The organism is Sphingopyxis sp. (assembly GCF_016463645.1).
GTDB lineage: Bacteria > Pseudomonadota > Alphaproteobacteria > Sphingomonadales > Sphingomonadaceae > Sphingopyxis.
On the sequence record NZ_JAEMQX010000001.1, the window covers coordinates 143575 to 167697 of the forward strand.

Here is a 24123-nt window from a genome sequence, read left to right on the forward strand (position 1 = left end):
GCCCCCGAGCTATTTTACGGCATCTACGGCAGGACGCGTGCCGGTCTCGACCCAGCCTCGCAGCGCTTCCCAAGCCGCGGCCGACTGCTCGGGACTGAAGCCGCAATGTGTGTAGCCTTCGACTCCGCCGACCGGCAGCGGCGCCTTCGTGCCCGGCACCGTATATTGGACGAGCCGCTTTTCATTGCCCGCGGCCTTGACGATACGGCCCAGTGCTTCCGATTGTGCATAAGGGACGAGCGAGTCGATGCGATTGTGGATCGTCACCAACGGGACGCGAAAGCGCCCTGTTGCCTGATGCCAGTGGCGCGCATTGGCGACCGCGCGCGGGTCCGCGACAATGCGCTGGACCTTTGCGTTGAAGGCCGAGGCTTCCTCCGGCGTCATTTCGGGGCTCGCATAGACCTTGCCCATATTGCCATAGATATTGCCGCCGAGCGTCTGGTTGAGGTCATCCATGCCGAGCGTCGCGGTGACCAGCGGAAAGGCGATCGACGCCGGTTCAGGCTCGAACCCGCCGATCGAGGCCACCTGCTTCATGATGCGCGCCTCGCGCCCCGCCGGATTGGCCTGCGCTGCCTGCGCGAGCGCCAGCACGGGCATCGCGATCTGGCCGATCCGGCCCCAGCGAAACGCCTCGCTGGTTGCCGCCTCACCCGCAGGCGGGTCCATCGGCAAGGCCGAACGGGTCAGGTCCTGCTCACCGGGCAGCGCATAGGGCGTGCCTTCGGTGAGCAGATTATAGGCGGCGCGCATGTCGATGAGCTGGCCGAACAGGCTTTCCCATCCGTCGGTGACCCCGCAGGACGACAGTGCACCGGCAAAGGCTTTCGGATATTGTTCGATCAGCGACAGGGTGATGTTGCCGCCCATCGACGTGCCCGCGACCAGAAATCGTTTCGCGCCGAGTTTCGCGAGAAAGTCCCGCAGGCGCAGCGTGTTTTCGGTGGCGGTCTGAACCCCCATTCCGGGCTTGTCATAGGCGCTGTGGCCGGCAGCATATCCGTCGCGATAGGCTTCGAGCAGCACGCCGCTCGCGCCCGTTCCCTTGGCGAGCGGGTCGACCGCGACCGCGACGGGCGTTCCCGGAGTGGAATAGCCGTGGACATAGAGAAGCGCCTCGCGATTCCACTTCGCGGGAATAGCCACCGAGAACTGGTCGCCCGCCAGCTTGCCCGCAAGGATGAAGCCGCCATCGGGTGCAGCAAAGGTAGCGATATCCGTTGCGCCAAGCTTGCGAGCGTCCGCCGCCAGGACCGATTGCGCGGTGGTGAGAGCCGCGGGCTGAAGCTCCTCGGCGGATAGCGCGGCCGGAGTGGCCAGCACGAGAAGCACCGGAATCAGCCGGGCAAAATATCCGCCTCTACTCTTGCTATCCATTCACGCCTCCTGTCGTTATCGCCTCTATATCGGATGCGCCACCTCGGCGCGTTGCAAGCAGTTCGATCGTCACGCCGTTGGTCCATCCAAAACCCGTCTCGGTCGCATATTCGCCGCCCGATCCTGCAGCGCAGGCGACGACGTCATATTTTTCGAGAAGCTGGCCGCTCGCCTCATAATGGGCTCGGACCATCGCGAGCCAGCGCTCTGCGATCTCGTCGGCGAGCGTCATTTCGTCATAGCGGCGCAGACCGATAATCGCGATCCATTGCAGCGGGGCCCAGCCATTGGGAGCATCCCATTGCTGTCCGTTTTCACTTAACGTCGTCATCAATCCGCCCGGGCGGAGCAATCGTTCGAGCGCGACGGCCGTGCTGCGTCCCTGCGCGGCGGATGCAATACCGGCAAAGAGCGGAAAGGCGGCGGCAGCGGTCAATCGATCCGACACGCGGCCGCTGTCGAGATCGAAGTCCGCATAATGACCGCCTAGTGGATTCCATAAATGCGCCGCGACCGCCCGTCCGCGACGCTCGGCGCGCGCAGCAAAATCATACGACAGGTCATTCTCGCCAAGACCGGATGCGGCTTTCGAAATAGCCTGCTCAAGACCGAAAAGCAGGGCGTTGAGATCGACTGGAACTAGCCGGGTGGTGCGAATGCTCGTGAGCGCGCGCGGGTCGGCAAACCAGCGCGAACTGAAGTCCCATCCACTCTCCGCCGCGGCGCGAATGTCGCGCCAAAGCTCACCCCGATTGCGCGCAGGAGCTTCGTCCGCAAGCGCAACATCCTCGCGCCAGCTTTCGTCGCGTGGCCTGTCGCTGTCATCCCAATATCGATTGAGCAGCGCCCCGTCGTCCAGCCTCACGACACGTCGCCCTTCGCCTCCCGGCGCGAGATCCTCGGCGCCCGCCATCCAGAAGCGATGTTCCTTGCGCATCCAGTCCAATCGACGACGGCGGCCTTCGACGCTATCATCGCGCGATAGTGCAGCCATGAGGTGAAAAAAGGGCGGGTGCGACCGGGTCGTGTAATAGCTGCGCGTACCGTTCGGAATATGGCCGATCCGGTCGAGCAGGCTGCCGAAATCGCCGATCATATTCTCGATAAGATCGTAACGGCCCGATCGTGCCAAGCCGAGCATCGTGAAATAGCTGTCCCAGTAATACAGCTCGCGAAAACGGCCGCCGGGAACGACGTAGCTGTGAGGCAGCCATAGTTCCGAAGATCCGGGCGCGGGATTGGCGGACTCGCGGGTCAGGAGCGGCCAAAGCGCCGAGATATGCGCTGCAAGCTCAAGACCATCGGGTGAAGGCGTCGGCAAATCTTGCGGAATATCGAAGTTGGCGAACACGAAGTGCCGGAGGCCTTCGCTCGTTCCCGGTCGCTGTCTTTGCCAGTCGGCAAGGATCGCCGCGGGCGCGCGCAGCGGACGCGCATCGGCGAATGTCTTGGAATCTGGAAAAAGCCCCGTCTCCTGCACCGCAGCGAACAGCGGACCGAACAATTGGGCGGGTGTGTCTGTAACCATCATGCCGTAACCCCCGCGATCCGGCGACGCACAAGCGATAGCGCAAGCGCCACGAGCGCTATGGGTACCAGCAGAAAATAGAAGGCCGCCGCACCCGGGAGCGACTGGAACAGCAATCCGACGACGAACGAGCCAATCGTGCCGCCGAGGGCCGAGAAGATGACAATCAGCCCGATCATTGCGGCGTGCCTGTGTTGCGGCAGCGCACTGAGCGCGACCGAACAGACCGTCGGATAGATAGGCGCGAGAAACAGGCCGATCAGCGGGAAAAGATAGGCGGCGAATGGTGCATTCGCCCATCCCGTATCGGCGCGCGGTCGCACGCCTTCAGCCAATGGCAGCGCAGCGACGACCAGCAGCGCGAGCGCGGCGAGGCAGGCGAGAAGCACCGGCAGCCATGCGACGCGGCGCAGTACGAGCCCCGAAAGCAAGCGCCCGAGCGCGAGCGCTGCGACGAAGATGCTCGACATCTGGACGCTGGTCGTCGCGGGCAGATGAAGGATTTCGCGGTTGAAGGTTGGAAGCCAGGTTCCCACACCCTGTTCGATCAGGACATAAAGAAACAGCGTAGCGAGCACGGCGACGGTGGCGGGCAAGACCGCGAGGGCAAGCATGTCTTTCCATCCCGCTGCAACAGAGGCACTCCGCTTCGCGACCGGCACAGGAGCTTCATCGAGCCGGATGCCGAGCCAGGCGCACGACGTCACGACGCACAGCGCGGCAAGCAGCCAATAGACGCGCAGCCAATCGCCCGCGTCGATGAACCAGCCGAAAATCCACGCGCCAGCGAGGACGCCACCCATGAACACCCCTTCGACGAGTCCGGTGATGCTTGCATGGTCGGCGGGATTGCGCGCTATCAGCCCGATGGTTGAATAGGTTGCAATCTTGGTAATCCCGAACGACAGGCCAGTGAGCACGAATAGCGCCTGCATCGCAATGAAATTCGTCGCGAACGACGCCAGCAGGCAGGCGGTCGCCATCAGCACGAGCACAGCGACCAGCGACCAGCGATAACCGAATGCCGGCACCGCAGCGACAAGAAGGAGAGAGGCGGCGACGACTGACAGGTCCTTGCACGCCTCGAGCGTCGACCCCATCAGCTTGGTCGCGCCGAAATGGGCGATCGACTGGAGAATGACGATGCCGACGCTGTTCATCATCAAGCCGAGCAGCGCATAGGTCAGAGCGAGGGTTATGATTGTGCGTGTTCGCATCAGCGCGCGCGCCGTCCCAGATGCCGATCGAAGAAGGAGGCGATGAGCCCGTAGGCCTCGGTGGACTCAGGCATATCCGGCCAGACGAAGAAGGCGTGCGGTAGCCCGTCGAACAGATGGAGCTCGCTTTCCACGCCCGCCGCCGCAAGACGACGATGCGCGAGCGTCAGCGCGCTCGCGGCGAAATCGCGACCGCCCGCGAGCAGCAGCGTCGGCGGCATCGCCTTCACCTCCGCGTCGGACACCAGCGGATAGGCGGTGGCATCGCCGGGCGCCGCGTCCTGCATATAGGGGAGCGGCAGGACGTCGGGGAGCGCCGGCGCCGCGAGCACCGCGCCGCCGGTGATCGGACCCGCCAGGTAAGGACTGTCGCCCGAATAGGGCGCGCCGGTCCCGCAGAAGGTGCCTATGGCCCCCGGGCGCGACAGTTTTTCACGGCGAATCCACGCCGTCGCCTGCGCCGTGATGACCCCGCCCGCCGAACAGCCGTAGATGCCGATGTTGGCGGCCGGATATTGCCCCAGCAACGCCTTGTAGACGGCGGTCACGTCTTCGGAAGCGGCGGGGTAACGATGTTCGGGCGACAGACGATAATCAACCGTCACCACCCTGATCCCCATCGTCGCGGCGATCGGGATCGCCTCGACCAGCGCCCCGCTGCCCGATCCCCACATGAACGCTCCGCCGTGAACATTGATGAGAACGCGGCCTTTTTGGCTCCCCGCCACGCCGCTCGCCGGCTCGACGACATCGACTGTGACGCCGTTCATTGTCGTACGCCATTCGCGGGTACGGAAATGGCGACGCATCTCGGCGAGCCTGTCATCATTGTAGCGACCATAGAAGGCGCGCTGCCGAGCGACGTCGCCGACGATCTCGGCGGGCGCCGTAGCCTGCTTCATGCGTTCGAGGACCTGCCGCGCCTCCTCGCTGAGCTGGTTCGACGCCGGGAGATTGAACGCCGGAACCGAAGTCTGCGACGCAGCGGGTGAAGCCGCCAGAAGCGCGGCGAGGATCAGTATCTTTCTCATTTTTCCGCTCCCAGACTTGCGATGAAAAACCGCGCCATCACGGCGAAGGCCGCATCGGTTTCGGGCGCGTCGATATAAGCCCAGAAGGCGTGCGGTAGTCCGTCGAACACGATGAGCTTCGCGGGCGAGCCCGCCCCGTCGAGCGCGCGGCAGAAGTCGGCGGTGCCGCTGAGGAGGAAATCGCGCGTGCTCGCGAGGCAGAGCGTCGCCGGCCAGCCGGCGAGGTCCCCGCGTTGCGGCGAGACGAGCGGATCATGCGTCGTCCGCTCTCCTGCATAGAGGCGCGCGAGCGCATCGACGCCGGACGCGTCGGCGAATAGCCCCGCGCTGTCGCCGACCGCCGACAGATCGGCAGCGCCCGAGAAAAAGCCGAGCGCGGCGGGCTGCGGCAGCTTGTCGGCGCGCAATCGCGCGACGAGTTCGGCCGACAGGATCGCGCCCGCCGATGTGCCGTAAACGCCTATCGCTTTCGGATCATGCTCCTTCAATAACGCGCGATAAACGGCGACCGCATCCTCGACCCCGGCGGGAAAGCCGTTTTCGGGCGCGAGACGATAGCGCACCGCGACCACGCGATAGCCGGTGAGCGCCGCCACCGCTGCATTCTCGCTGATGGACCCCGCATCGACGAGGAATCCGCCGCCGTGCAAGTTGAGGAGAACCGGATCCTTGGCAGCGCCCTTCGCCGGCGTGAAAAAACGCACGGGGACACCCGCGATCACGTCGTCCTTCATGGTCACGCCGTAGCGCGCGAGCCGCGGCGCGCCGATCTCCTGCTGGATCGCATCGGCGCGGGCGCGGCGCCCCTCGATCGTCGCGGGTTCTGGCGGTCGTGCGTCGTTCGCCTCCAGCCCCGCGCGCGCCTCGGCGGACAGGAAGGATGGCCACGGCGCCTTGACGAGTTGCGCCGACGCGGCGGGCGCCAGCGCCAGACCCAGAAGAAGCGTCAGCCAGGGTCGTATCATGATCTTGCCCTCACCAGATCGGCATAGAGACGCGCGCTCGGTTTCGGCGTGCGGCGAAAATTTCCGCGATCGACGGCGACCAGCCCGAAATGCTGGGCGTACCCGCGCCGCCATTCGAAATTGTCAAGCAGCGACCAGTGGATATAGCCGAGCACGGGCACGCCTTCCTTTCGCGCCGCATCGAGCGCGTCGATGGCAGCGGGCAGATAGCGGCAGCGCTGCGCGTCATCGGCGGCGGCGATCCCGTTTTCGGTCACGAACACGGGCCGCCCGGTCCGGGCGTGCGCATGACGGACGCTGGCACCGAGGGCCTGCGGATAAAATTCGTCTCCGCTCTGGGTAAGCTCTGCACCGGCGGGCGGCGACAGGACCGCATCGCGTCCGAAGCGCAGCCGCCCATAGGTCTGGACGCCGATGAAATCATCCTCGCGCGCCGCAGCGAGGAAAGGGTCCTCGGCATGGCGGCGATAGGCAGCAATCGCGTTATCGTCACCCTGCGCGTCGGGCAGCGCGAGGCTCAATCCGACAAGCGCGGCGGGATCGTTCGCTTTCCATGCCGCGCGGGCGTTACGGTGTCCGGCAAGCAGCCGTTCGAGGTCGGCGTCGTCGCCGCGCGAGTAGACCCAGACGTCGAACCGTTCCGACCCGGTCGTGCGCGCCGCCGCCGCGAGCATAGCGTCCAGTCCTTCGCGCACCGGATCGGCAAGCGGCGTCGGCGCCCAGCGCCCCATCAACGGCAGATTGGGTTCGTTGAACGTCACCACGTGCCGAGCCAGTCCCGCGAGCCGGCGCCCGACCATGTCGGCGAAATGTGCGAACCGTGAAGGCGCCTCCGCGTCGCTCCAGCCCCCCGCCGCCGCGAACCAGCGCGGCGACGTGAAATGGCTGAGCGTCACGACGGGGGCAAGTCCGGCATCGCAGCAAGCCGCGGCGACGCGCGCATAATGGTCGAGCCAGGCGCGGCTGAACTGACCACGCGCGGGCTCGATCCGCGACCATTCGACCGAAAAGCGATAGGCGTTGAGCCCCAGCGCCTTCACGATCGCAATGTCCTCCTGCCAGCGGTTCAAGCTGTCGCACGCATCCCCCGACGGCACGGCGAAGCGGGTTTCGCGCACTTGCTCGAGCAGCCAAATGTCAGCGGCGACATTGCTGCCCTCGACCTGATGCCCTGCCGTCGCGGTGCCCCACAGAAAAGACGCAGCGGCTCTCAACGGGCGCCGGTTCCGCCAGCGCGCGCGATCGCGCCGAGCCGCTTCGCACTGGGCTTGACCGTGCGTTTGAAGGTCTGACGATCGACGGCCACGAGACCGAATTTCGGGCCGTATCCCGAGAACCACTCGAAATTGTCGAGTAGCGACCAGTGAATATAGCCAAGCACCGGCACCCCATCCTTGCGCGCCGCCTCGACCGAGGCGATCGCTTCCGGGATGAAGCGCTCGCGCTCCGCGTCGTCGGCGGCGTCGATGCCGTTTTCGGTCACCATTACCGGCAAGCCGGTCGCCTCATGCGCGTAGCGCACGACATTGCCGACCGCTGCAGGATACCATTCGCCGCCGCCCGGCCGGCGCGGTACGTCGGCGGGGATTTCGACGTCGCGTTCGGCCCCGACATAGGCACGGCCATAAGTCTGCACGCCGACGAAGTCATCCTTGTCCATCACCGCGAAGAAGGGACCGTAGACGTCTGCGCGCTTGCGCTCGATCGCACTGTTTTCCACGACCGCGACATTGTCGGGAATGGCAAGGCTCAATCCGATCGGAAGGTCGCCGCGCGCCGCGCGGATCGCTTCGCGGCCCTTGACATGCGCGGCAGTGACGCCCGGGATCATCGGCGCCGGATCGCCCGTGTTGAGTAACGAGAAACGGTCGGAACCGCTCGCCTTCGCCGCCGCCGCGACGCAGGCGGCGATGCGATCCATGAAGGCAGGCGGCGGCGGGCTCGCCGACCAGCGCCCGCCCAGCGCCAGATTGGGTTCGTTGAAGGTCAATGCGTGGCTCATCCCCGCCGCCATCGCACGCGCGACCTTGTCGCAATAGCGAGCGAACAAATCGGGTGCATCGCTATTCTCCCACCCTCCCGCCGCCGCGAACCAGCGTGGCGTGGTGAAATGGTTGAAGGTGACGACCGGCGCGAGGCCCTGTTCGCGGCAACGATCGACGATGCGCGCGTAATGATCGAGATAGGCCTGGCTGAACTGTCCCGGTGCGGGCTCGATCCGCGACCATTCGACGGAGAAGCGATATGCGTTGAGCCCCAGCGCCTTCACGATCGCGACGTCCTCGCGCCAACGGTGCAGGCTGTCGCACGCGTCGCCCGACGGTTCGGCAAACACCGTCGGATCGACTTGTTCGAGCAGCCAGATGTCGGCATTGACATTGTTGCCCTCAACCTGATGTCCGGCAGTCGCAGCTCCCCACAGGAATGGCTTCGCGGGTTTCGACGCCGCGCTCACTCGGCCGCTCGCCACCGTCGCGATAGCAGCAGCGCCCAGGCCAAGCATGTGCCGACGATCGAGTGCGAGCCGGTCTTCGGTCACTTTACCGCCTCCGGTCCCGGACGGCGGCCGGTGCGTACCCATGCGCGCATCGCATCGAAGGCATCGGCGTTCTGCTTGGGTGAAAAGCCACAGTGGGTATAGCCGTCGAAGCCCCCGGGCAGCGGCATCTTCGTAGGCGGCACGGCATATTGCGCTATTCGTGCGCCATTACCTGCCGCAGCGACGATCCGCCCCAATCCTTCCGACTGGGAAAAGGGTACCAGCGAGTCGATCGTCTGGTGCACGGTGACCAGCGGAACGCGAAATTTTCCGGTTGGTTCGTGCCATTGCCGCGCATAGGCAATGGCGTGCGGAGCGGCGTTGTAACGCTGCATGCGCCGATTGAAATCGGCTGTCTCCTCCGCGCTCATTTCCGGGGGCGCATAGGTCTTTGAGCCGTTGCCGATCGGCAAACCGCCCATCGTCGCGACGATATCGTCCATACCGAGAACCGCCGCATAAACGGGCGCGCCGATCGCCGCCGGGTCGGGCGCGAAGCCGCCCACTGCCGCGACCTGCCGAATGATCCGCGCCTCGCGCCCGTCAGGCCTCGCCTTGGCCGCCTGGAACAGCGCGAAGATCGGCATCAGGATGCGCATCTTCTGCTGCGCGCGAAAGGCATCCCCGGAGTTCGGGTCGCCCGCAGGCGGCTCAGTCGGCAATCCCGAACGCGTCAGATCATGCGCACCGGGAAGCGCATAGGGCGTTCCTTCGGTCAGAAGATCATAAGCGCCGCGCGTGTCGGCGAGTTGCTGGACGAGCGGCCGCCAGCCCTCGGTCACGCCGCACATCGATACCGCGCCCGCGAACGCCTTCGGATAGAGCTCTATCAGCGCCAGAACGATGCTGCCGCCCATCGATCCGCCGACGGCATAATGCCGCTTCGCACCGAGCCGCGTTGTCAGCGCGTGTAACCGCATCGCGTTCTTGGCGCCGCTTTCGGTCGCAATTCCCGATTTGTCGAACGCCGCGACGCCGACCGCGAGGCCCTCGCCATAAATATGCCGCAGGACGCCGCCGCTTTCGGACGGCGCGGTCGGATCTTCGGGCACCTTCGGGGTCGAATCGGGTGTCGCATACCCCTGCCCGATCAGCACGACCTCGCGGTTCCAGTTCGCCGGAATGGCGAGCACGAAGATACGCCCGTCGAGCTTGCCGTTCACAATCATCCCGCCGTCCGGAGCCGGACGCGTCGTGATGTCGGTCGCCCCCGCGCGGCGCGCCTTGGCGACAAGCGCCGCCTGCGCGGCGTCGGGAACGAAGACGCCCGGCGCAGAGGCGGAGGCGACTGCCTGCCCAGCCTGCGCCGGCCCCGAAAGGCCGATCGCCAGCGCTAGGAAGAAGGGGAAAGCAGATCGCGTCATCGCCGTGCGCTCAGAAACGATAGCGAAGCTGCACGCCATATTGCGCCGGCTCTCCGTAGATCGAGTTGATGAAACCCGAATTATTATAGCCCGGGTTCGCGGTGACGCGATATTCCTTGTCGAAGATGTTGGTGCCATAGATCGCGGCGTCGATGGGCGCACCGAACATGTTGTTCCACTCGAAGCGCAGGTTGACGAGGCCATAGCCCGCGATCGTGTCGAAAGGCTGTGCCTCCGGGGTCACCCGCTGGCTCGACTGGTAGGTCCAGTTGGCGTTGAACGCCATTTCGCCCACGCCCTCGACCGACGGCAGGTCGATCCGTCCGTTGAGACTGAACTTGTGCTTCGGCACGAAGGAGAAGGGGGTACCCGACAGGTCGCGGCTCGGCTGCGCCGCGGTCAACGCCTGTGGGATCGCCGGGATCGCGATCGAGTCATATTCGAGATATTTTGCCGAATTGTAGGAATAGACCGCGCTGAATGTCAGACCGCGCACCGGCACGAGCTGTCCTTCGAACTCGAGCCCCATGACCCGCGCCTTCTTGGCGTTGGTCAATATGTCGGAGCCCGCGATCGATGCGCGCTGGATCACCTGGATGTCGTTGTACCAGGTATAGAAGGCGGATATGTTCGTGCGCGCCCGCGCGTCGCCGCCGAGGTTCCAATCCTTCTTCACGCCGAGTTCGAGATCGGTCACCTGCTCGGGGCGGACCGCGAACAGCGGATGCTCCTCGCCGAGGAACAGCGATACGATCGGGTTGCTGGCACCCGACTTGTAGCCGCGCCGCGACACGGCATAAAGCAATGTATCGGGGTTTGCCTGCCAGTCGAGACCGAGCTGCCAGGTCGGCCCGTCGCTCTTGCCCTTGAACGTCGGTGTTGTGCAGTTCGGATAATAGAGCGTCGGGAAGCCGCCCGCCGCCACCGCCTTGAACGCGTCGTATACGCAAAGATTGGCATTCAGGCCGACCACCTGCGCCGCTTGCGCCGGAGTGATCACCCCGAGCGTGGCAAGCTGGTTGAATATCTGATAGCTTTGCGGATCCTGATAGGCTTGGATGTCGCCGCCGAAACGATCCCAAGTCCAGCGAAAGCCGGCCGTGGCGGTAAGATCGGGGGTCAGCTTATATTGCATCTGCGCATAGACCGCCTTGCTCCGCCCGTCGACATGCGCGGTGGGTTGCAGGCTGAGCGCCGGCGCGAGCGGCGTCGGCAAGCCGAGCGCGGCCTGCAGCGCGGGCGGCAGGATCAGCGGTCCGCCGCCGAGCAGGCCGAGTTGCTGCATCGGGTTGACGGTCTGGAAGGTCAGCGGCGACGGTGTCTTCTGGTCGAGGAAAAAGCCGCCGGCCTGGATGCGCAAGGTGCCATCGTCGTAACGCAGTTGGAGCTCTTCGGTAATCGTGCGGAGATTGTTGTTATAGCTGCCGGGGTAGGCGCCGAGCAGATCGGCGATCGGCAACGGCGTCGAATCGCGATCGGTCGCGCTCGTCGAGCGGGTGCGGGCATAGCTGAAGATATTCTTCAGTGTGAGCGTGTCCGAAAGATCGAACTCCGTATTGTTGAGCGCAAGAAAAGCCTTCGCGACTTCGCGGGTCGGGACGCTGAGCGCCGTCTCGCGCACACCTCGCGCCTGCTGCGCCAGCAGGTAGGGCTGCAGCAGGGCCGCGTAGGGACGTGCCGGATTGACCGCGAGCAGGATGCTGCCGCCGCCATGCTCCTTCACATCGACATAGCTGACCGCAGTATAGCTGCGGATCGTGTCGGTCGGGTTGAACTGCAGCCCGAAGCGCAGGCTGTAGTTGTTGCGGTTGAGATAGTCGAAACCCGTGACGGCATCGCGGACATAGCCATCGCGCTTGTCGAACTGCCCGGCGACGCGAATCGCCAGCACGTCATCGACCAGCGGAATGTTGAGCGCGCCCTGCCCGCTGCGGCGATTATAATTGCCAAGCGTCAAATCAGCATAGCCTTCGACCACGCCCATCTTCGGGCGCGCTGGTTCGAGCAGCACCGCGCCGCCCGTCGTGTTGCGGCCGAACAACGTCCCCTGCGGTCCCTTCAGCACCTGCAGCGAAGCAAGATCGTAGAAGCTGCCCGGTCCGCTGACGCTCGTCGGCACTTCGGCGAAATAGCCGACGACACCCGGGCCGCTCCCGGTCCCCGGTCCCCCATTGCCCCCCATGCCGCGGATCGAATAGGTTTCCTGGTTGCGAGCGACATCACCGAGCACCGACAGTGACGGCGTATAGTTCTGAAGGTCGGTGCCGGTGTTGACCCCCTTCTCGCGCAAGCCGTCCTGACTGAACGCGGTGATCGCGATCGGCACCTGCTGCGCGCGCTCCTCGAAGCGGCGAGCGGTAACAATGATCTCTTCAAGCCCGCCGCCCGCCGAGTCAGCTTGCGGCGCATCCTGCGCTGCGGCCGACGACGGATTGGCAGCGAGTGCCAACGGTGCCACGCCCCAGCAAAGCGACGTCAAAAATTTGCGCGAGATTGCCATCGATCATCCTCCCCATGACGGACCATATCGCCCGTTCGCGCAATTTGATAGGTTTTTATGAAATGCATTTCAATACAAAGTTTCATAATGGCGACTATTGGCGATTGCGCAGGGCCTGCAGCTGCCATATGAACGCAGAATGGCGCAAAAAAGCAGCGATACGACCACGATGCCGCGCACAACCCGGCCGACGATGGACGACGTCGCGCGCATTGCAAAAGTTTCAAAGCCGACGGTGTCACGGGTGTTGAGCGGAAGCCCGCTGGTCAGCGCGGATACACGCGAGCGTGTGCTGGCGGTCGCACGCGAGCAAGGATATGCGCTCAACCGTCATGCCCAGAAATTGCGGCGCGAACGCGCCAATGCGATCGCGGTCGTGCTCGACTTCGGATCGCATCGGCAAGGCGCGATCGGCGACCCTTTCATTTTCGAGTTGCTCGCCGGGATTTCCGAGGCCCTGTCGGTCCGCGATCTCGACCTGCTGCTATCGCCGTCGGGGCTGGACACGATCGACGGCTTTGTCGATCTTTACCAGTCGCGCGGTGCCGACGGCTTCATCGTGCTCGGCCAAGGCGCGCGCGACGCGCTGCTGCAAAAGGTCGCCCGCAAGGATATTCCCATGGTGGTCTGGGGAGCGGTCAATGAAGCGAGCGCCTACTGCGCGGTCGGAAGCGATAACAGCCTTGGAGGACGCCTGGCCGGTGAACGCTTCCTTTTGCATGATCGCCGCCGCTGGCTGTTCGTCGGAAGCCGCCAGCACGAGGAAATCCGCCTGCGCTTTGAAGGGCTGCAGGAAGCAGCCCGCAAAAATTCGGATGTCGAGATCGATGTTCTGTCGATCGAGTCCATGGCTTTTTCCGCGATTCACGACCAGGCCAACGCCTATCTGAAAACCTGTACCGTCCGCCCCGACGCAGTCTTCGCCTTTTCCGATACCGCAGCGATGGCGGTTATCGGCGCTTTCAGCAAAGAGGGGCATTTGACCCCGCGCGACTATTCGCTCGTCGGCTACAACGACATTCCGCCCGCGGCGCATTTTACTCCGTCGATCACGACCATCGCCCAGCAGACCGGAGTCGCAGGCGCGTTACTGGTGGAGAAACTGATGCAAGCGCTGGACGGTAGCAGGCCCCGATCCGCAATGCTACCAACTCAACTTGTCACTCGGCAGACCTAGCTGGCCGGTCGTCATGGCAGCTTTAAAGCGATGGTCCAAATCGGATAAACGACCGGCATCAGGCGCGTAGCTGCCATCCTCGCGGGGGTAAACGAACGACAGCTTATGGGCAGGCCCGCTGATTTCTCGAATGACCGCGATTAGGCGTATTCTGTTGAAAAACTCGGACGACGCACCTCATCCATGCCTCTTCCGTAATAAACATATAATAAGAACCCAATTGGCGATCCAAAGTTATGTAGCAATTAGAAATGTGCTAATATTTTTACTTGTGTCGAGGCGCCCAAAGCCGTGTGGATAGTTTTTCAACAGAATAAGGCGCATTCCCGACCAAATTCCATCGAAGCTCGACGTCTCGACGCTTGGCTTAGGAATCTGACGGACCGACATGCCTCTTGTGACGTCGTTGACCCGACATAAATGGCACCTACACCAAATGTGTGCCCAGGGAATGTCGGCTTCAGGCTACCCAGACCAGCAGATGTTCACCTAGCGGCGGCAATGTCGGAGAGACACGAAATGGCTGAATCGGCTTGCCGGTGCACACGATGAATTGACCACGACCGGTCGCGCCGCGGAGCTGAATCGCAACGGCATAGGCGTGGTCGAACGAGGCGAGCCGCGTCCGAAGGGGTGACAGGGCGGTCATGGATCACTCCGGCTGTGGGGGTAAGGGTAGAAGCGGACGCAAGGTCGCCAGCCTGTCATGGTCCGAATGCTATGCAGCGGTGGGCTCGGTTTCAGGATCAGCGGCTGCCAGATCGATTAGAACCTTGGCGACATCGGCCTTGAGGGTGAGTGTTCGACCCTCGGGGATCAGCCATTGGACATCGTCGCGGAAGGCCGATCGGATCTGTTCCAGAAGCGCCTCGTCCTTTCCGAGGAGGAGCTTGTTCGCCAGGTTACGCGCATCGCGGATGAAATCGTCATGCTGCCTGCCCCAGCTGTCGCTATCGCAATCCTCGTCATAAGTGAAGACCGCATCCTCGATCAGCTGCGCGAGCGCCTGCGGCGTGACGATTGCGCCCTCCCGGACAAAAACATGTGCTTCGCCGATATGGCTGCTCGCGTTCGCGCAGACGAGCATATCGACGGGAAGGCGAAGCGTGGCGGCGGGTTCATCGAGCCCGGCGCAGCGAACTATCGGAACATTAAGGGTGATCGCAGTCACCCAGCCCGATTCAACATGATCGAGCATCTGGTCGTCGTCGGCATAGTGGAACAGTTCGCCCTCCCGTTCGACCGCAAAGGACAGGCGGGGGACGCGCGGAAGCACATCATACCATCGATAGCCGGCAAATTTGTCTTCAGCGAAGACAGGTCGGAAGCCGAGCTTCTCCTCGGTCAACACCTTCGCCGCGCATTGTTCGATATCGGCCTCGTGCCTGGGGATCAGGATCATTGGGACAGCTTCGACGCGCTCGTCCTCGACGTAGGCATTGCCGTCCGCGGTTCGCGGGCGCCATGCACAGAGCCACGGGCTGGCTTCGGGAAGGCCAACGCCGAGCTCGGTAGCGCGCTTCCAGTCCTTGAACGACAGGCGATGTTGGCCTTTGAGCGCGATGGTCCGGAAAATGGCCGCCTGCACTTCAACCCGCAGATCGGCGAGTGCGGCATTCTCGACCATCTCCTTGCGCGCGGGCAAAACGAGCTGGAGCGAGGGCGCGTCGACGATGTCGATCCGGACCGTCCATTTCCGCCGTGCGTCGATTTCCCCGATGGCGGGCATGCGGCAGGGAACCTTGATGCCATGAAAATTGATGCGCGGATCGCTCGCGATGTCATAGGAATCGCTGAAGATTCCGATCCGGCAGCCATGCCACTCTTCGATCCGGCAGGCGCCCTTGAGGAAATCCTCGCGCGGCAAGACTGCGCCCTGAAATTCGACGGGCAACGGGAAATGCTTCGCCGCTGCTTCGACCCGCGATTGGAGATTGGGCAACCATTCGGCGGGCATGGCAATGACGAGCTGTGTGCCTTTGCGGACCTCGTAGGCTTCGACCGTTAGGGGATTTTCGCCCTGCCAACCGTCCTTGGGAAACGTGACCGTCCATCCGGCATTGGCGGCTCTCGAGAAGGATCGCACAGTAACGCGCTTGCCGGCGAGGCTGAACACACCCATTCCGGCAGGGTCTTCCCGCCGTGCGATCTGGTCGCTCCAGTCAGAGCGGCCCAGCGTCACGAAGGCGGCGGGATCATCGATGCCGGTGCCGTCGTCTGCAATAAAGAGGGCTGGATTGCCTTCATGCTCGCCGAGATCGACGGCGATTCGCTGCGCACCGGCACGGCGGGCATTCTGGAACAGCTCGTTGAGAACGTCGGTGATCGTCCCGTTGAAGAGGCGCGACACCTTAGTGATAAGCTGCTCGCCGACGGAAGGGCGGATTTGAGCGGGAAGCGTCATGGGAATACTCCGGTTGCGCGGCAGCCTCATTGCCGCCGCACGTCCCCGCCTCCTTTCCTCCCGGCCGATGACGATCGGTCGCGAGCGATTGAGTGCGGGCGGCTCAGGCTTCAGGCGGAGCGAAGTGCCTTCTCGGCCGCGGTTTCGACATAGATTTGCCGCGCGCGCCCGCGACGCCGTTTCCGGATGCGGCCCTCAGCATAGGCCTCAGCCCATCGTTGCGCCTCGGCGGCACGCGCTCCGGCGGAGCATTCGTCCGCTTGCTCGAAGATCGTATAGGCGAGCGCATATTGCTCGCGTTCCGGAAGCGCGAGCAGCGCCGAGGCGATGGGCAAGGTGCTTTCGTAGAATTCGAGAGCGTGGCGACCGCCGCCATGGTGCATCAGTATGGCGAGCCGGCCCTTGCTACCGATCCCGGTCGGCCTCGCAATCATCACATCGTGCGAGGCATAGGTGACGGCGCCAAAACCATCGGGTTCCGCCGGATAGAAAATGCGGTTATCACGATGGGGAAGCGGGTGCGCGAGAATCTCATATCTGTCGAAGTTCTCGACTTTCCGGATGTCATTATGTCCGATGACCGTCATCGCAGGCCCTTTCTGCTGGGGTGAAGTAACTATGCCCAGGGCAGGCGCCTTGGGCGGCTCGTCGATGACGGCAATCAGGCAGCCCGGAGGCTGTCGCGCTGACGCAGACCGAGGTCGATAGCTGAGAGGCTTGCGAACCCAGGTTCGACGGCATCAAAGATGCCGGTTAGGTCGTCGAGGTCGGCCCAGACGCAGGCGTCGCCCGGATCAGGATCGAGCTGGAAGACGATCGGTAACGAGTCCGCGGTCATCTCCCGGAAGAAGGTGCGAATGATCAGCCACTCGATCCGGCGTCCGACTGCCCCGACGCGCGAGGCAAGCGCCGTCCGCTCGACAGGGCGCATCGCGAGGTAGCGCTCGGGCGCAATGAGCGGAGCGATCCGAATGCAAGCAATACGACCGGCGACCCCGGGCGCGTGAACGGTGCCGGCGCTCGCGATACGCTCCACCGCAACACCCTCGGCCGGAACCAGCGCGCGATAGACATAATGGGGCAGCGCCCCCGCGATGCGGGAACGCGAGACAATGACTTTCATCGACGTTCTCCTCAAGCGACCAGCCGCATCGGCGGCGTTCCGGGTTCGGCGAGGTGCAGTTCGCGCCGGATGCGCGCGGCGAGGCGGTCAGGCTCGAGCAGTTCGCCGACCGCGGCCCAGTGGTTGCGGTCGCCGCAATAATCCTTCCGCCCGGCGACGCGGCGGAACATCACTTCACGGCCGGATCCGATGCCAAGCCGGAGCTGGACATAGATTTCCTCGGTATGAAGGATGATCTCGCCGCTGACGGCAATACCGCCCTTGATCGATCGAAGATCATAGGTGCCGTCCTCCATGCAAAGGGCCTCGGCAAGCCGCTTCAGGGCCTTTCGGCCGTCGCTATGGAAGAGCTTCTTTGCCTGCTCGTCGTAGCTGACACCCCTATGCGCCAGCACCACGAGTGCGGATTTGCCGCGCATGTCGGCGATGCGGTCCAAGCAGGCGCGCCGAAGCGCGGTGTCGCCGCCGCCCGTGGCGCCCGCAACGGCACCGAGATGCCGCGCGAGCAACAGTACTGCGGGATCGGTTTCGTCGGGATTGCCGGCATTTCGGCAATCCTTGATCGCCGCGATCAGCGCGTGGAGACAGGCCGGCAGCGTCGAGAGTGCCGAAGGATCGAGCGCCTGCTGGAAGCGGAACGCGATATCGTATGACATGGGACAGGTTCCTTCTCCGGACGCCTATTGCGCCCGCCCCTGTCCTTCCCTCTCTCCTCCCATTTCGCAGGGATATTGAAGGCACCCCAAGTGCCCGCAGCCGCGATGTTCCACATCTGTCGATCGATGGCGAGCGGGAGGCAAGCGAGCGGGCGCCCCTCGGGCTCGGGTTCGTGCAGTGCACGTCGTGGCGCTGCAATTCATCGCCGAGAGGAGAATTTGCGCAGCCGACGATCGTCCGAATGTGCTAGATTACGTGCCTGCCCAAAATTGCGTCCCGCGGAGAATGACGATGCGCGAACTGGACGAGGAAGAACGCCATCTATTGCGCGCGCTCGATGGCCCGCTTGCGACCGGCGATCTGATCACGATGGTCAGGGATCTCGGCGAAATCCTGCGCAATCGCGGCCATGTGATCCAGGCCAATGTCGCGGAGCTTGCCGCCGATCGGCTGGAAATGCTCGATGCGCGGTCGCAGGCTTAATGGGAATTACGCCAAACATACCAAGGACCGGCTTCACCAGTCATGCTTCGGCAATGCCTCGACGCTGCCAGCGTCGCAGTCGAACAGGATATGGTCGAAGCCATGTGCACGAGCAAATCTCATCGCGGCAAGAAGATCGGCCGGTAGCTTGGCCTGCGCCGGCTCATCCACCTCGCGCGCCGGAACGAACCATCCGTATATGGTACTCGCAACATTGATCGGCCGGTCGGAGGTTGCCGCCGCGCACCATTCATCAAGCATGGCTGCCGTCGCAGTCGACAGATGCGCCGTGGCAATGACGCAATAGTGCCCGGTTTCGGGGCCCAGTGTCTGCATGTCGGCGAGTAGCGGATCGATATGGACGCGGTCAGTCTTGAGATTCTCGCTCGGATGATCATCGAAATAGATGTCCGCGATCGTTTGATCGTCGAGCGTCGCCGGATCGCGCCCATCTTCGATATCGGACCACCACTCGCGGCAATATTCGGCGACTTCCGCCATCAAGGCTTTCTGAGTCAGCGCGGCATAATGGTTGGTGCCATGCTTATGATCGATTGAACCGATGTGGATGTCGAAGCCCCACGGAATCAATCCCCGCGCAAGGCAATCCTCGAACGCAGCGATATCCTCGATCACCGCGGCGCGGGCAGCGTCATCGAGGTCGGCCGGCGTTTCGATGGCGGCACGGGCACGAGCGAGCAGTTGCGCCAAGGCGCGGATGCCAATGTCAGACATGATATAATCCTGTTCGGCTGATGTGAGCCTGCGCCGGCACTCGGCGAACTACGGCGCTTGGGCATGCTGGATCGATCAAATGACAATCGTTTGATCGATCGCGTCGATAACGCAGCGAATATCAGCTGCAGCCATTTCTAGGCGGCGCAGCGCTTCTTTCCGGCAATCACAGCCCTCGCTCGATGCTAGCTCAGCCATGAGAAAGGCAAAGAGCGGATCGCCCAAATCGTGGGTCTCCTCGATGCTTTCGATGTGGGCAAAGTCGCCTTCACCGTATGCGACGGCGCAAATTCGCTGGAATGGATTCAACATCGTCGGAACCGTTTCGGCAATGGTCATGCTCCCAAAGCAAGAAGGGACATGCCGGGCGTCCGGCATTGATCTCGCGAAGTGATGACCTTCACGAAGGATGAGGCCTGTCGGCGCGTGTCGATGACGTCCACGGAAAGGGAGCCTGGGCCGATATTCGTCGCATTCGGTAGCCAGCGACAGCGCCGTTCGCGCCATCGTGGGGACCGATCGACAATCATATCGGCGCGTCGGGATCGTCCATCGGCCTCGCGGTCGCGGCGCGCGAGAGGTCCGGAATGCGCGGGTCGTTGTAAATGCAGTCGAGCGACATCGACAGCGCGTGGTGCTCCGCCCCCTCGGGTGTCGAAGCATCGATCGTATAGACTGCGCTCGCAAAGCAATCGTCGCCGCTGAAAAATGCGACATCGACAAGGTAGGTAGCGACGACGGCGGTTGAGACCGCGCCTCGGCAATGCCTGTCGATGAGGTCCGCGACGCTCGAACGCAGCCCATCGATGTCAGGGTCAAAATCTTCCCACGTCACATCGTTGGGGCATTCGTCGAGGAGATAGTTGGACATGAGGTCCTGCATCGTATCGAGCAAGCGGTAGCGCGCATCGGTCATGGCGGGTCTCCATGGGAAGGAAGCCGCCGGATCGAACGAACCGGCGGCTTCGGACGTCAGTGGGCGGTTTCGAGAAGCTTGCGGGCCTTGCCCTCGACTTCGAGCCGGCTGTCCTGGTTGGTCCTGGTGCGCGCAAAGGCCGTGATGCCCTGCACGAAATCATAGATCGTCTCAGGCGGGCGGCCCTCTTCATTGAGCACCGTCGCGACGATCTTTGCGGTTTCGGCCTTCGAGAAGCCGCGTTTGCGCAGGAACGTCTCGCGGTCCTCATCCTTGCGGGCGACGATGCGCTCGCGCGCGGTCTTGATGCCGCTCAGGAATGGCATCGGCGAAGAGTCCGCGAAATGCTCGAGCGCGGGCGCTGCTTCATGGGCGAAGCGGTTGGCTGCGAATTTCGAGTGGCGGATCTTCACCTCCTCGAAATTCTCGACGCCCCAGAGGTTGCGGTTCATGCACACGGCGCGCAGATAGAAGGTCGCCATGCCGAGCGTCTTCGCGCCGACCTCGGAGTTCCAGCAGTAGAAGCCGCGGAAATAGAGATCGGGATCGCCATTGGGTAGCTTGCCCGCCTCGATCGGGTGCGTGTCATCGACCAGGAAGATGAAGACGTCGCGGTCGGAGGCATAAAGCGTCGTCGTGTCGCGTGTGACGTCGACATAAGGATTATAGTGCATGCTCGACCAGTCGAGCACGCCGGGGACCTTCCACCGCGTTTGCCCGATGCCGTCGCCGGCGATCTTCATCACCGCTTCCACGAGCTCATAATCCCAGATACGGCCATATTCGGGCCCGGTCGCGGCGCGAAGTTCGGTCCGCCCGTCGTCGGTCTGCAGCAGTTTCACCTGCTCGCCGCGGTGCGCGACGAGGCCGTGCTGAAGATTGATGCCGGCAAGCGCAGCCGGAAGCTCGCGAAGATAGGACGCGGGCGCGCCGACGAGGCTGCAAAGCTGTCCGAATGCCCAGTTCGTCGGCGCAACGGGCCGCTCTTCGTCGGGGACCATCAGCGAGAGTCGCTCGGGGCTATCGCTCCGCGCCTCGACACGGATCGCCTTGCTGTCGACGACGCGCGCGGTTGCCCGGTCGGCGCGGGCGCGAACGACATCATAGAGATCGGTCAGCGAGAGGAAGCGCTCGTCGTCGGGACGCGAGAACCATTCGGACGAAACGCGGCCGATGTTGCGGCCGCGGGAGATATCGACGCGATAGGCGCCGCCGACCGGACGGTCGGCAGCGGGGACAAGATTGGTCATGGGAAATCTCCGGCAAGAGTGGAACGTCGAGCCGGACCGAAATCACTGACCGGCTCGCCCCGTTCCCACCCCCTTCCCTCCCGACCGGCAGTCAGATGGCGTGGTGCGCGCTCGTTTGGTCGGTACCGCGCCGGTTCGCCTTGAGCAGCCCTCAGGCGGTGCAGAACGTGACCGTCTTGCCATCGACGCCCATCAGCGAGGCAAGGAAAGACGTGGTCAGCCGAACGGCTTGCCATTCTCCACGAAGGTGTATCCGTTGGCGGTTATCGCCTCATCTACGGCCTGCTCGGACGTCAGATACTCGAATTCGCTTTCGAGGCGCCGATAGAGCCAGCGGGCAAGGTCGCGCAGTGCTTCGATGATGGTTTCTTCCGCGGGGGAACCGAAGGCGATCCCTTCGCGCTCGACCGCGATGTCCATGCAATATTCATGGTAATAGCGACCGCGGTGGCGAATATCGGCGCTGAGCCGGTAGAAATGCTGGCGCTGGATGTAGCGAAGCGCATCGGCGATCTGGTGAAGCCTGGCATCCTGCGGCGCGTAGACCCGGATGGCTTTCGATGATCTGGGCCGATAGGCGTAGCTGCCGGCAAAGCTGGCGCCGTCTCCCTGGCTGGCAAAGCCCGTGAAGAATATCTGCGGCTCTTCGCGCTTTGTGCCTCCGACATGGGAAACCGGGTTGGTGCGAAGCGTGATACCGAGGATGTCGCAGATCGCCTCGAAGTCGCTGAAGACGAAGTCGTACCAGTCATGGTCGAAGGCGCCCTGACGATACCAGTCGCGCGCCTTGTCCTTAGCGCGCTCGTCCAGTTCGTCGAACTGATAGACGGTGATGGGGATGATTTCGGGCATTGCGGAAACCTCTCCGATTGGCGGCGCCGCGGTTCAATCGAACAGCGGCAGGCCCAGTTGAGGCGAAACGCAGCCGAGACCGCAGAGCCCGAGCGGGCACGGTCCATACTTGCCCTCGCGGTCAGCGAGGATGTCGCGCGAGGTGTGAAATTCGACGAATGGCCCGCTATGCCCACTCGGCCGGCGGCAGCCGACACCTACCGCGGCGTGGCAGTTGGGGCAGACAACCTCGAGAATGGGATCGCGGTGCCGGGACATTGTGCAGCCCGGTTTCTGGCAGAGGGCCTAGCCTTTGACGATGTGCGCCATCACGCCGCCTTCGCCACCTTGGCGAACCGCTCATCGACCTCACTGGGCGTGGCGGCGAACACGGTCCAGTCGCCATAGTAGATGCCGTCATATTCGACATAGTCGTCGAAGATGGTCAGGCGCCAATCACAGAGCGGACCCGCGACGTTGGACAATCCGCGTGCGCACCATTCGGCCATGACCGCCGGGAAGAATCGGTCCATGACATCGGGAGCCGCCGCGAACTTGACGTCGCACATATAGGTCGTGTGCACATAGGCGAGCGGGCCGATCACCGGTCCTTCGCTCCCCCAGTCTTCAAGATTTTCGTCGGGATCCTTGCGGCCGTGATAGAGATGCAGGTAGAGTCCGGGCGCCTCCGGGACAGGCGAGGTCGCGTCGGTGTCCCCGGCAGTATCGTGCGGCTCGCCAAGCACGCGCGCCGCAATCCAGTCCCGATAGCCAAGGCGTGTGTCGTCGTTCGCGATCTGGTATTTCCAATCCGCGAGCGGGTGGGCTGGATACTCGGTCCAGGCATCACGTTCCAGGTGAGGCGGGTCGCTCGGCGCGGACTGCCCGAGCGCCGCCGACAAGGCCTCGCTTGTCGAATGCATCTCGATGCGATCCGCGAAGATGGCGCACCAGCCGCCGCCAAACTCGCCCTCGCGAGGTTTGGAGCAGCTTTCCGACCATTCGAAACCGATAGCGGCGCGAAGAAGGGATTCGGCGCAGCACCGATGGATGACCGTTGCGACCGGGTCGGGCTGGAAGGTTGGCGTGCCATAGATATGCGCGATCTGACCGACCCCGTCGATCGACGCAGTTCCCGCCTCGAAACGGGCACCGAAATCGGGAAAATACGCATCGCAGAATATCGTGCCAAGGCCGCTCCACAGATCATCTTCGTCTTCAGGAGGAAAGAGTTCGAGGATTTTCGGGCTTGGCGCCGGTGCGACGATACCGCTCATCATGTCGCTGGCCGCCCCGAATATCTCCTTGAGCAGCGCCAGCTCGGCATCTGTGCAGGCGAAGCTGAAGCTTGCCTCGAGATAATGTTCAGCCATCGCCATTCTCCCGGCACAAGGACGGGCTTTCGCGGGTTCCGATGGACAAGGGCGGCAGAGCGAAATCGCCCGCTTGAAACCAGGCGTTCGCCGCAGCGATCGAACCAAGGTCGTTCAGCTCTCGTTGATTGAGGACGATCTGGTCAGCGTCATTTACCTCGTAGTGTCGGGGCGCCCGATCGCCCGTATGAACCGCGCGCTCGGGTCCGAATGCGCCGGAACACGCGTCCGAGCGCCGAACGAAGGCGATGCCGTGATTGCAGCAGAAGGCTTCGACACATTCGAACTGACCGCCGATCAGTTCATAGGCACAAACCTCCAGGATATGCCCGTCGGCAATATGGGAAAACTCGATCGAATTCCCTTCCCAATCGGCTTTCCCGCCATCGCATTCGATAGCTTCGAGAAGCGCGGGTATCAGATTGCGAGAAATCGTGCCGCCGATCCGGATCATGGCGGATGCCCGGTCTGCCATGGGAACCTCCATCTTCTTGGTGGTCGGCAGACAATTCCGCCGCCACTCCCCGCTCCACCCCCTTCCCTCCTCCGGAGAATTGCTTTCGCGGGGCGAGCATGGAGGCGCGTAGGTTCCGCGTTTGACGAGCCAAGTTCAGCAAGTCCCCCCTCGTCGAGAAGCTCGAATATGGTGC

General features: G+C 63.4%; 23 protein-coding genes. 2 read left to right on the forward strand and 21 right to left on the reverse strand.

The genetic code is table 11. The features are described from left to right. Window positions 1–9 precede the first annotated feature (9 nt). From JHC57_RS00660 to JHC57_RS00700, 9 genes are read right to left on the reverse strand one after another with little or no spacing between them, the layout of a single operon-like run. A complete protein-coding gene (locus JHC57_RS00660) occupies window positions 10–1380 on the reverse strand; it encodes a hypothetical protein (RefSeq protein ID WP_054588731.1) in 1371 nt (456 codons plus the stop codon). Next, entirely contained in the window at window positions 1373–2911 is a 1539-nt protein-coding gene (treA, locus tag JHC57_RS00665) for an alpha,alpha-trehalase TreA (RefSeq protein WP_054588732.1), read from the reverse strand. Before treA ends, JHC57_RS00660 begins: the two co-directional genes overlap by 8 nt. Next, window positions 2908–4125 (reverse strand): sugar MFS transporter, encoded by a 1218-nt coding sequence (locus tag JHC57_RS00670; RefSeq protein WP_234715578.1) that lies wholly within the window; start codon window positions 4123–4125, stop codon window positions 2908–2910. Before JHC57_RS00670 ends, treA begins: the two co-directional genes overlap by 4 nt. Beyond that, entirely contained in the window at window positions 4125–5156 is a 1032-nt protein-coding gene (locus tag JHC57_RS00675; RefSeq protein WP_054588734.1) for an alpha/beta hydrolase fold domain-containing protein, read from the reverse strand. The genes JHC57_RS00670 and JHC57_RS00675 overlap by 1 nt, the downstream gene beginning before the upstream one ends. Next, window positions 5153–6121: an alpha/beta hydrolase fold domain-containing protein gene (locus JHC57_RS00680; protein ID WP_054588735.1), complete on the reverse strand. Its 969-nt coding sequence runs from the start codon at window positions 6119–6121 to the stop codon at window positions 5153–5155. The genes JHC57_RS00675 and JHC57_RS00680 overlap by 4 nt, the downstream gene beginning before the upstream one ends. Next, window positions 6118–7335, reverse strand: coding sequence for a family 1 glycosylhydrolase (locus JHC57_RS00685; RefSeq protein WP_201022964.1), 1218 nt, complete (start codon window positions 7333–7335; stop codon window positions 6118–6120). Before JHC57_RS00685 ends, JHC57_RS00680 begins: the two co-directional genes overlap by 4 nt. Next, window positions 7332–8660 (reverse strand): family 1 glycosylhydrolase, encoded by a 1329-nt coding sequence (locus tag JHC57_RS00690; RefSeq protein ID WP_234715579.1) that lies wholly within the window; start codon window positions 8658–8660, stop codon window positions 7332–7334. The genes JHC57_RS00685 and JHC57_RS00690 overlap by 4 nt, the downstream gene beginning before the upstream one ends. Beyond that, window positions 8657–10024, reverse strand: coding sequence for an alpha/beta fold hydrolase (locus JHC57_RS00695; protein ID WP_149037677.1), 1368 nt, complete (start codon window positions 10022–10024; stop codon window positions 8657–8659). Before JHC57_RS00695 ends, JHC57_RS00690 begins: the two co-directional genes overlap by 4 nt. 10 nt (window positions 10025–10034) lie before the next feature. Further along, window positions 10035–12524, reverse strand: coding sequence for a TonB-dependent receptor (locus tag JHC57_RS00700; protein WP_082665233.1), 2490 nt, complete (start codon window positions 12522–12524; stop codon window positions 10035–10037). Between the two features lie 139 nt (window positions 12525–12663). On the opposite strand from JHC57_RS00700, the gene JHC57_RS00705 reads away from it, so the two are divergent. Further along, entirely contained in the window at window positions 12664–13701 is a 1038-nt protein-coding gene (locus JHC57_RS00705; RefSeq protein ID WP_235588039.1) for a LacI family DNA-binding transcriptional regulator, read from the forward strand. A 460-nt stretch (window positions 13702–14161) separates the two neighbouring features. On the opposite strand, the gene JHC57_RS00710 is transcribed toward JHC57_RS00705, so the two are convergent. From JHC57_RS00710 to JHC57_RS00730, 5 genes are all read right to left on the reverse strand, one after another. Beyond that, entirely contained in the window at window positions 14162–14350 is a 189-nt protein-coding gene (locus tag JHC57_RS00710) for a hypothetical protein (protein WP_082665232.1), read from the reverse strand. A 69-nt stretch (window positions 14351–14419) separates the two neighbouring features. Next, window positions 14420–16105, reverse strand: a complete 1686-nt coding sequence (locus JHC57_RS00715) for an ATP-binding protein (RefSeq protein WP_294027798.1) — start codon at window positions 16103–16105, stop codon at window positions 14420–14422. A 110-nt stretch (window positions 16106–16215) separates the two neighbouring features. Then, a complete protein-coding gene (locus JHC57_RS00720) occupies window positions 16216–16692 on the reverse strand; it encodes a hypothetical protein (RefSeq protein WP_054588738.1) in 477 nt (158 codons plus the stop codon). 74 nt (window positions 16693–16766) lie between these two features. Further along, complete coding sequence (locus JHC57_RS00725) at window positions 16767–17228, reverse strand: hypothetical protein (protein WP_054588739.1); 462 nt, start codon at window positions 17226–17228, stop codon at window positions 16767–16769. 11 nt (window positions 17229–17239) lie between these two features. Continuing rightward, the gene (locus tag JHC57_RS00730; RefSeq protein WP_054588740.1) at window positions 17240–17884 is read right to left on the reverse strand and encodes a hypothetical protein; all 645 of its coding nucleotides are present in this window, start codon (window positions 17882–17884) and stop codon (window positions 17240–17242) included. Window positions 17885–18176: 292 nt separating this feature from the next. Here JHC57_RS00730 and JHC57_RS00735 point away from each other — a divergent pair, with 292 nt between their 5' ends. After that, on the forward strand, window positions 18177–18368 hold the full coding sequence (locus JHC57_RS00735) for a hypothetical protein (RefSeq protein WP_054588741.1): 192 nt from the start codon (window positions 18177–18179) through the stop codon (window positions 18366–18368). Between the two features lie 33 nt (window positions 18369–18401). On the opposite strand, the gene JHC57_RS00740 is transcribed toward JHC57_RS00735, so the two are convergent. The 7 genes from JHC57_RS00740 to JHC57_RS00770 all read right to left on the reverse strand — a co-directional run bounded on the left by JHC57_RS00740 (window position 18402) and on the right by JHC57_RS00770 (window position 23948). After that, on the reverse strand, window positions 18402–19103 hold the full coding sequence (locus JHC57_RS00740) for a hypothetical protein (protein ID WP_234715581.1): 702 nt from the start codon (window positions 19101–19103) through the stop codon (window positions 18402–18404). 75 nt (window positions 19104–19178) lie between these two features. Then, window positions 19179–19442 carry a hypothetical protein gene (locus JHC57_RS00745; RefSeq protein ID WP_058804208.1) on the reverse strand — a complete coding sequence of 88 codons (264 nt, stop codon included), beginning with the start codon at window positions 19440–19442 and terminating at the stop codon, window positions 19179–19181. A 187-nt stretch (window positions 19443–19629) separates the two neighbouring features. Beyond that, window positions 19630–20019, reverse strand: coding sequence for a hypothetical protein (locus tag JHC57_RS00750; protein ID WP_234715582.1), 390 nt, complete (start codon window positions 20017–20019; stop codon window positions 19630–19632). Between the two features lie 56 nt (window positions 20020–20075). Then, window positions 20076–21269 (reverse strand): DUF932 domain-containing protein, encoded by a 1194-nt coding sequence (locus tag JHC57_RS00755; RefSeq protein ID WP_215353423.1) that lies wholly within the window; start codon window positions 21267–21269, stop codon window positions 20076–20078. A 216-nt stretch (window positions 21270–21485) separates the two neighbouring features. Next, on the reverse strand, window positions 21486–22121 hold the full coding sequence (locus tag JHC57_RS00760; RefSeq protein WP_054588744.1) for a hypothetical protein: 636 nt from the start codon (window positions 22119–22121) through the stop codon (window positions 21486–21488). 308 nt (window positions 22122–22429) lie between these two features. After that, window positions 22430–23473, reverse strand: a complete 1044-nt coding sequence (locus tag JHC57_RS00765) for a hypothetical protein (protein ID WP_054588745.1) — start codon at window positions 23471–23473, stop codon at window positions 22430–22432. Further along, window positions 23466–23948 (reverse strand): hypothetical protein, encoded by a 483-nt coding sequence (locus tag JHC57_RS00770; protein WP_054588746.1) that lies wholly within the window; start codon window positions 23946–23948, stop codon window positions 23466–23468. The genes JHC57_RS00765 and JHC57_RS00770 overlap by 8 nt, the downstream gene beginning before the upstream one ends. Between the last annotated feature and the right edge of the window lie 175 nt (window positions 23949–24123).

Coding starts and splice junctions, on each gene's coding strand:
- treA (WP_054588732.1), bottom strand. CDS start 2,911: ATGATGGTTACAGACACACCCGCCCAATTGTTCGGTCCGCTGTTCGCT.
- JHC57_RS00710 (WP_082665232.1), bottom strand. CDS start 14,350: ATGACCGCCCTGTCACCCCTTCGGACGCGGCTCGCCTCGTTCGACCAC.
- JHC57_RS00705 (WP_235588039.1), top strand. CDS start 12,664: ATGGCGCAAAAAAGCAGCGATACGACCACGATGCCGCGCACAACCCGG.
- JHC57_RS00765 (WP_054588745.1), bottom strand. CDS start 23,473: ATGGCTGAACATTATCTCGAGGCAAGCTTCAGCTTCGCCTGCACAGAT.
- JHC57_RS00720 (WP_054588738.1), bottom strand. CDS start 16,692: ATGACGGTCATCGGACATAATGACATCCGGAAAGTCGAGAACTTCGAC.
- JHC57_RS00755 (WP_215353423.1), bottom strand. CDS start 21,269: ATGACCAATCTTGTCCCCGCTGCCGACCGTCCGGTCGGCGGCGCCTAT.
- JHC57_RS00725 (WP_054588739.1), bottom strand. CDS start 17,228: ATGAAAGTCATTGTCTCGCGTTCCCGCATCGCGGGGGCGCTGCCCCAT.
- JHC57_RS00715 (WP_294027798.1), bottom strand. CDS start 16,105: ATGACGCTTCCCGCTCAAATCCGCCCTTCCGTCGGCGAGCAGCTTATC.
- JHC57_RS00670 (WP_234715578.1), bottom strand. CDS start 4,125: ATGCGAACACGCACAATCATAACCCTCGCTCTGACCTATGCGCTGCTC.
- JHC57_RS00750 (WP_234715582.1), bottom strand. CDS start 20,019: ATGACCGATGCGCGCTACCGCTTGCTCGATACGATGCAGGACCTCATG.
- JHC57_RS00740 (WP_234715581.1), bottom strand. CDS start 19,103: ATGTCTGACATTGGCATCCGCGCCTTGGCGCAACTGCTCGCTCGTGCC.
- JHC57_RS00695 (WP_149037677.1), bottom strand. CDS start 10,024: ATGACGCGATCTGCTTTCCCCTTCTTCCTAGCGCTGGCGATCGGCCTT.
- JHC57_RS00660 (WP_054588731.1), bottom strand. CDS start 1,380: ATGGATAGCAAGAGTAGAGGCGGATATTTTGCCCGGCTGATTCCGGTG.
- JHC57_RS00680 (WP_054588735.1), bottom strand. CDS start 6,121: ATGATACGACCCTGGCTGACGCTTCTTCTGGGTCTGGCGCTGGCGCCC.
- JHC57_RS00735 (WP_054588741.1), top strand. CDS start 18,177: ATGCGCGAACTGGACGAGGAAGAACGCCATCTATTGCGCGCGCTCGAT.
- JHC57_RS00700 (WP_082665233.1), bottom strand. CDS start 12,524: ATGGCAATCTCGCGCAAATTTTTGACGTCGCTTTGCTGGGGCGTGGCA.
- JHC57_RS00770 (WP_054588746.1), bottom strand. CDS start 23,948: ATGGCAGACCGGGCATCCGCCATGATCCGGATCGGCGGCACGATTTCT.
- JHC57_RS00675 (WP_054588734.1), bottom strand. CDS start 5,156: ATGAGAAAGATACTGATCCTCGCCGCGCTTCTGGCGGCTTCACCCGCT.
- JHC57_RS00730 (WP_054588740.1), bottom strand. CDS start 17,884: ATGTCATACGATATCGCGTTCCGCTTCCAGCAGGCGCTCGATCCTTCG.
- JHC57_RS00745 (WP_058804208.1), bottom strand. CDS start 19,442: ATGACCATTGCCGAAACGGTTCCGACGATGTTGAATCCATTCCAGCGA.
- JHC57_RS00760 (WP_054588744.1), bottom strand. CDS start 22,121: ATGCCCGAAATCATCCCCATCACCGTCTATCAGTTCGACGAACTGGAC.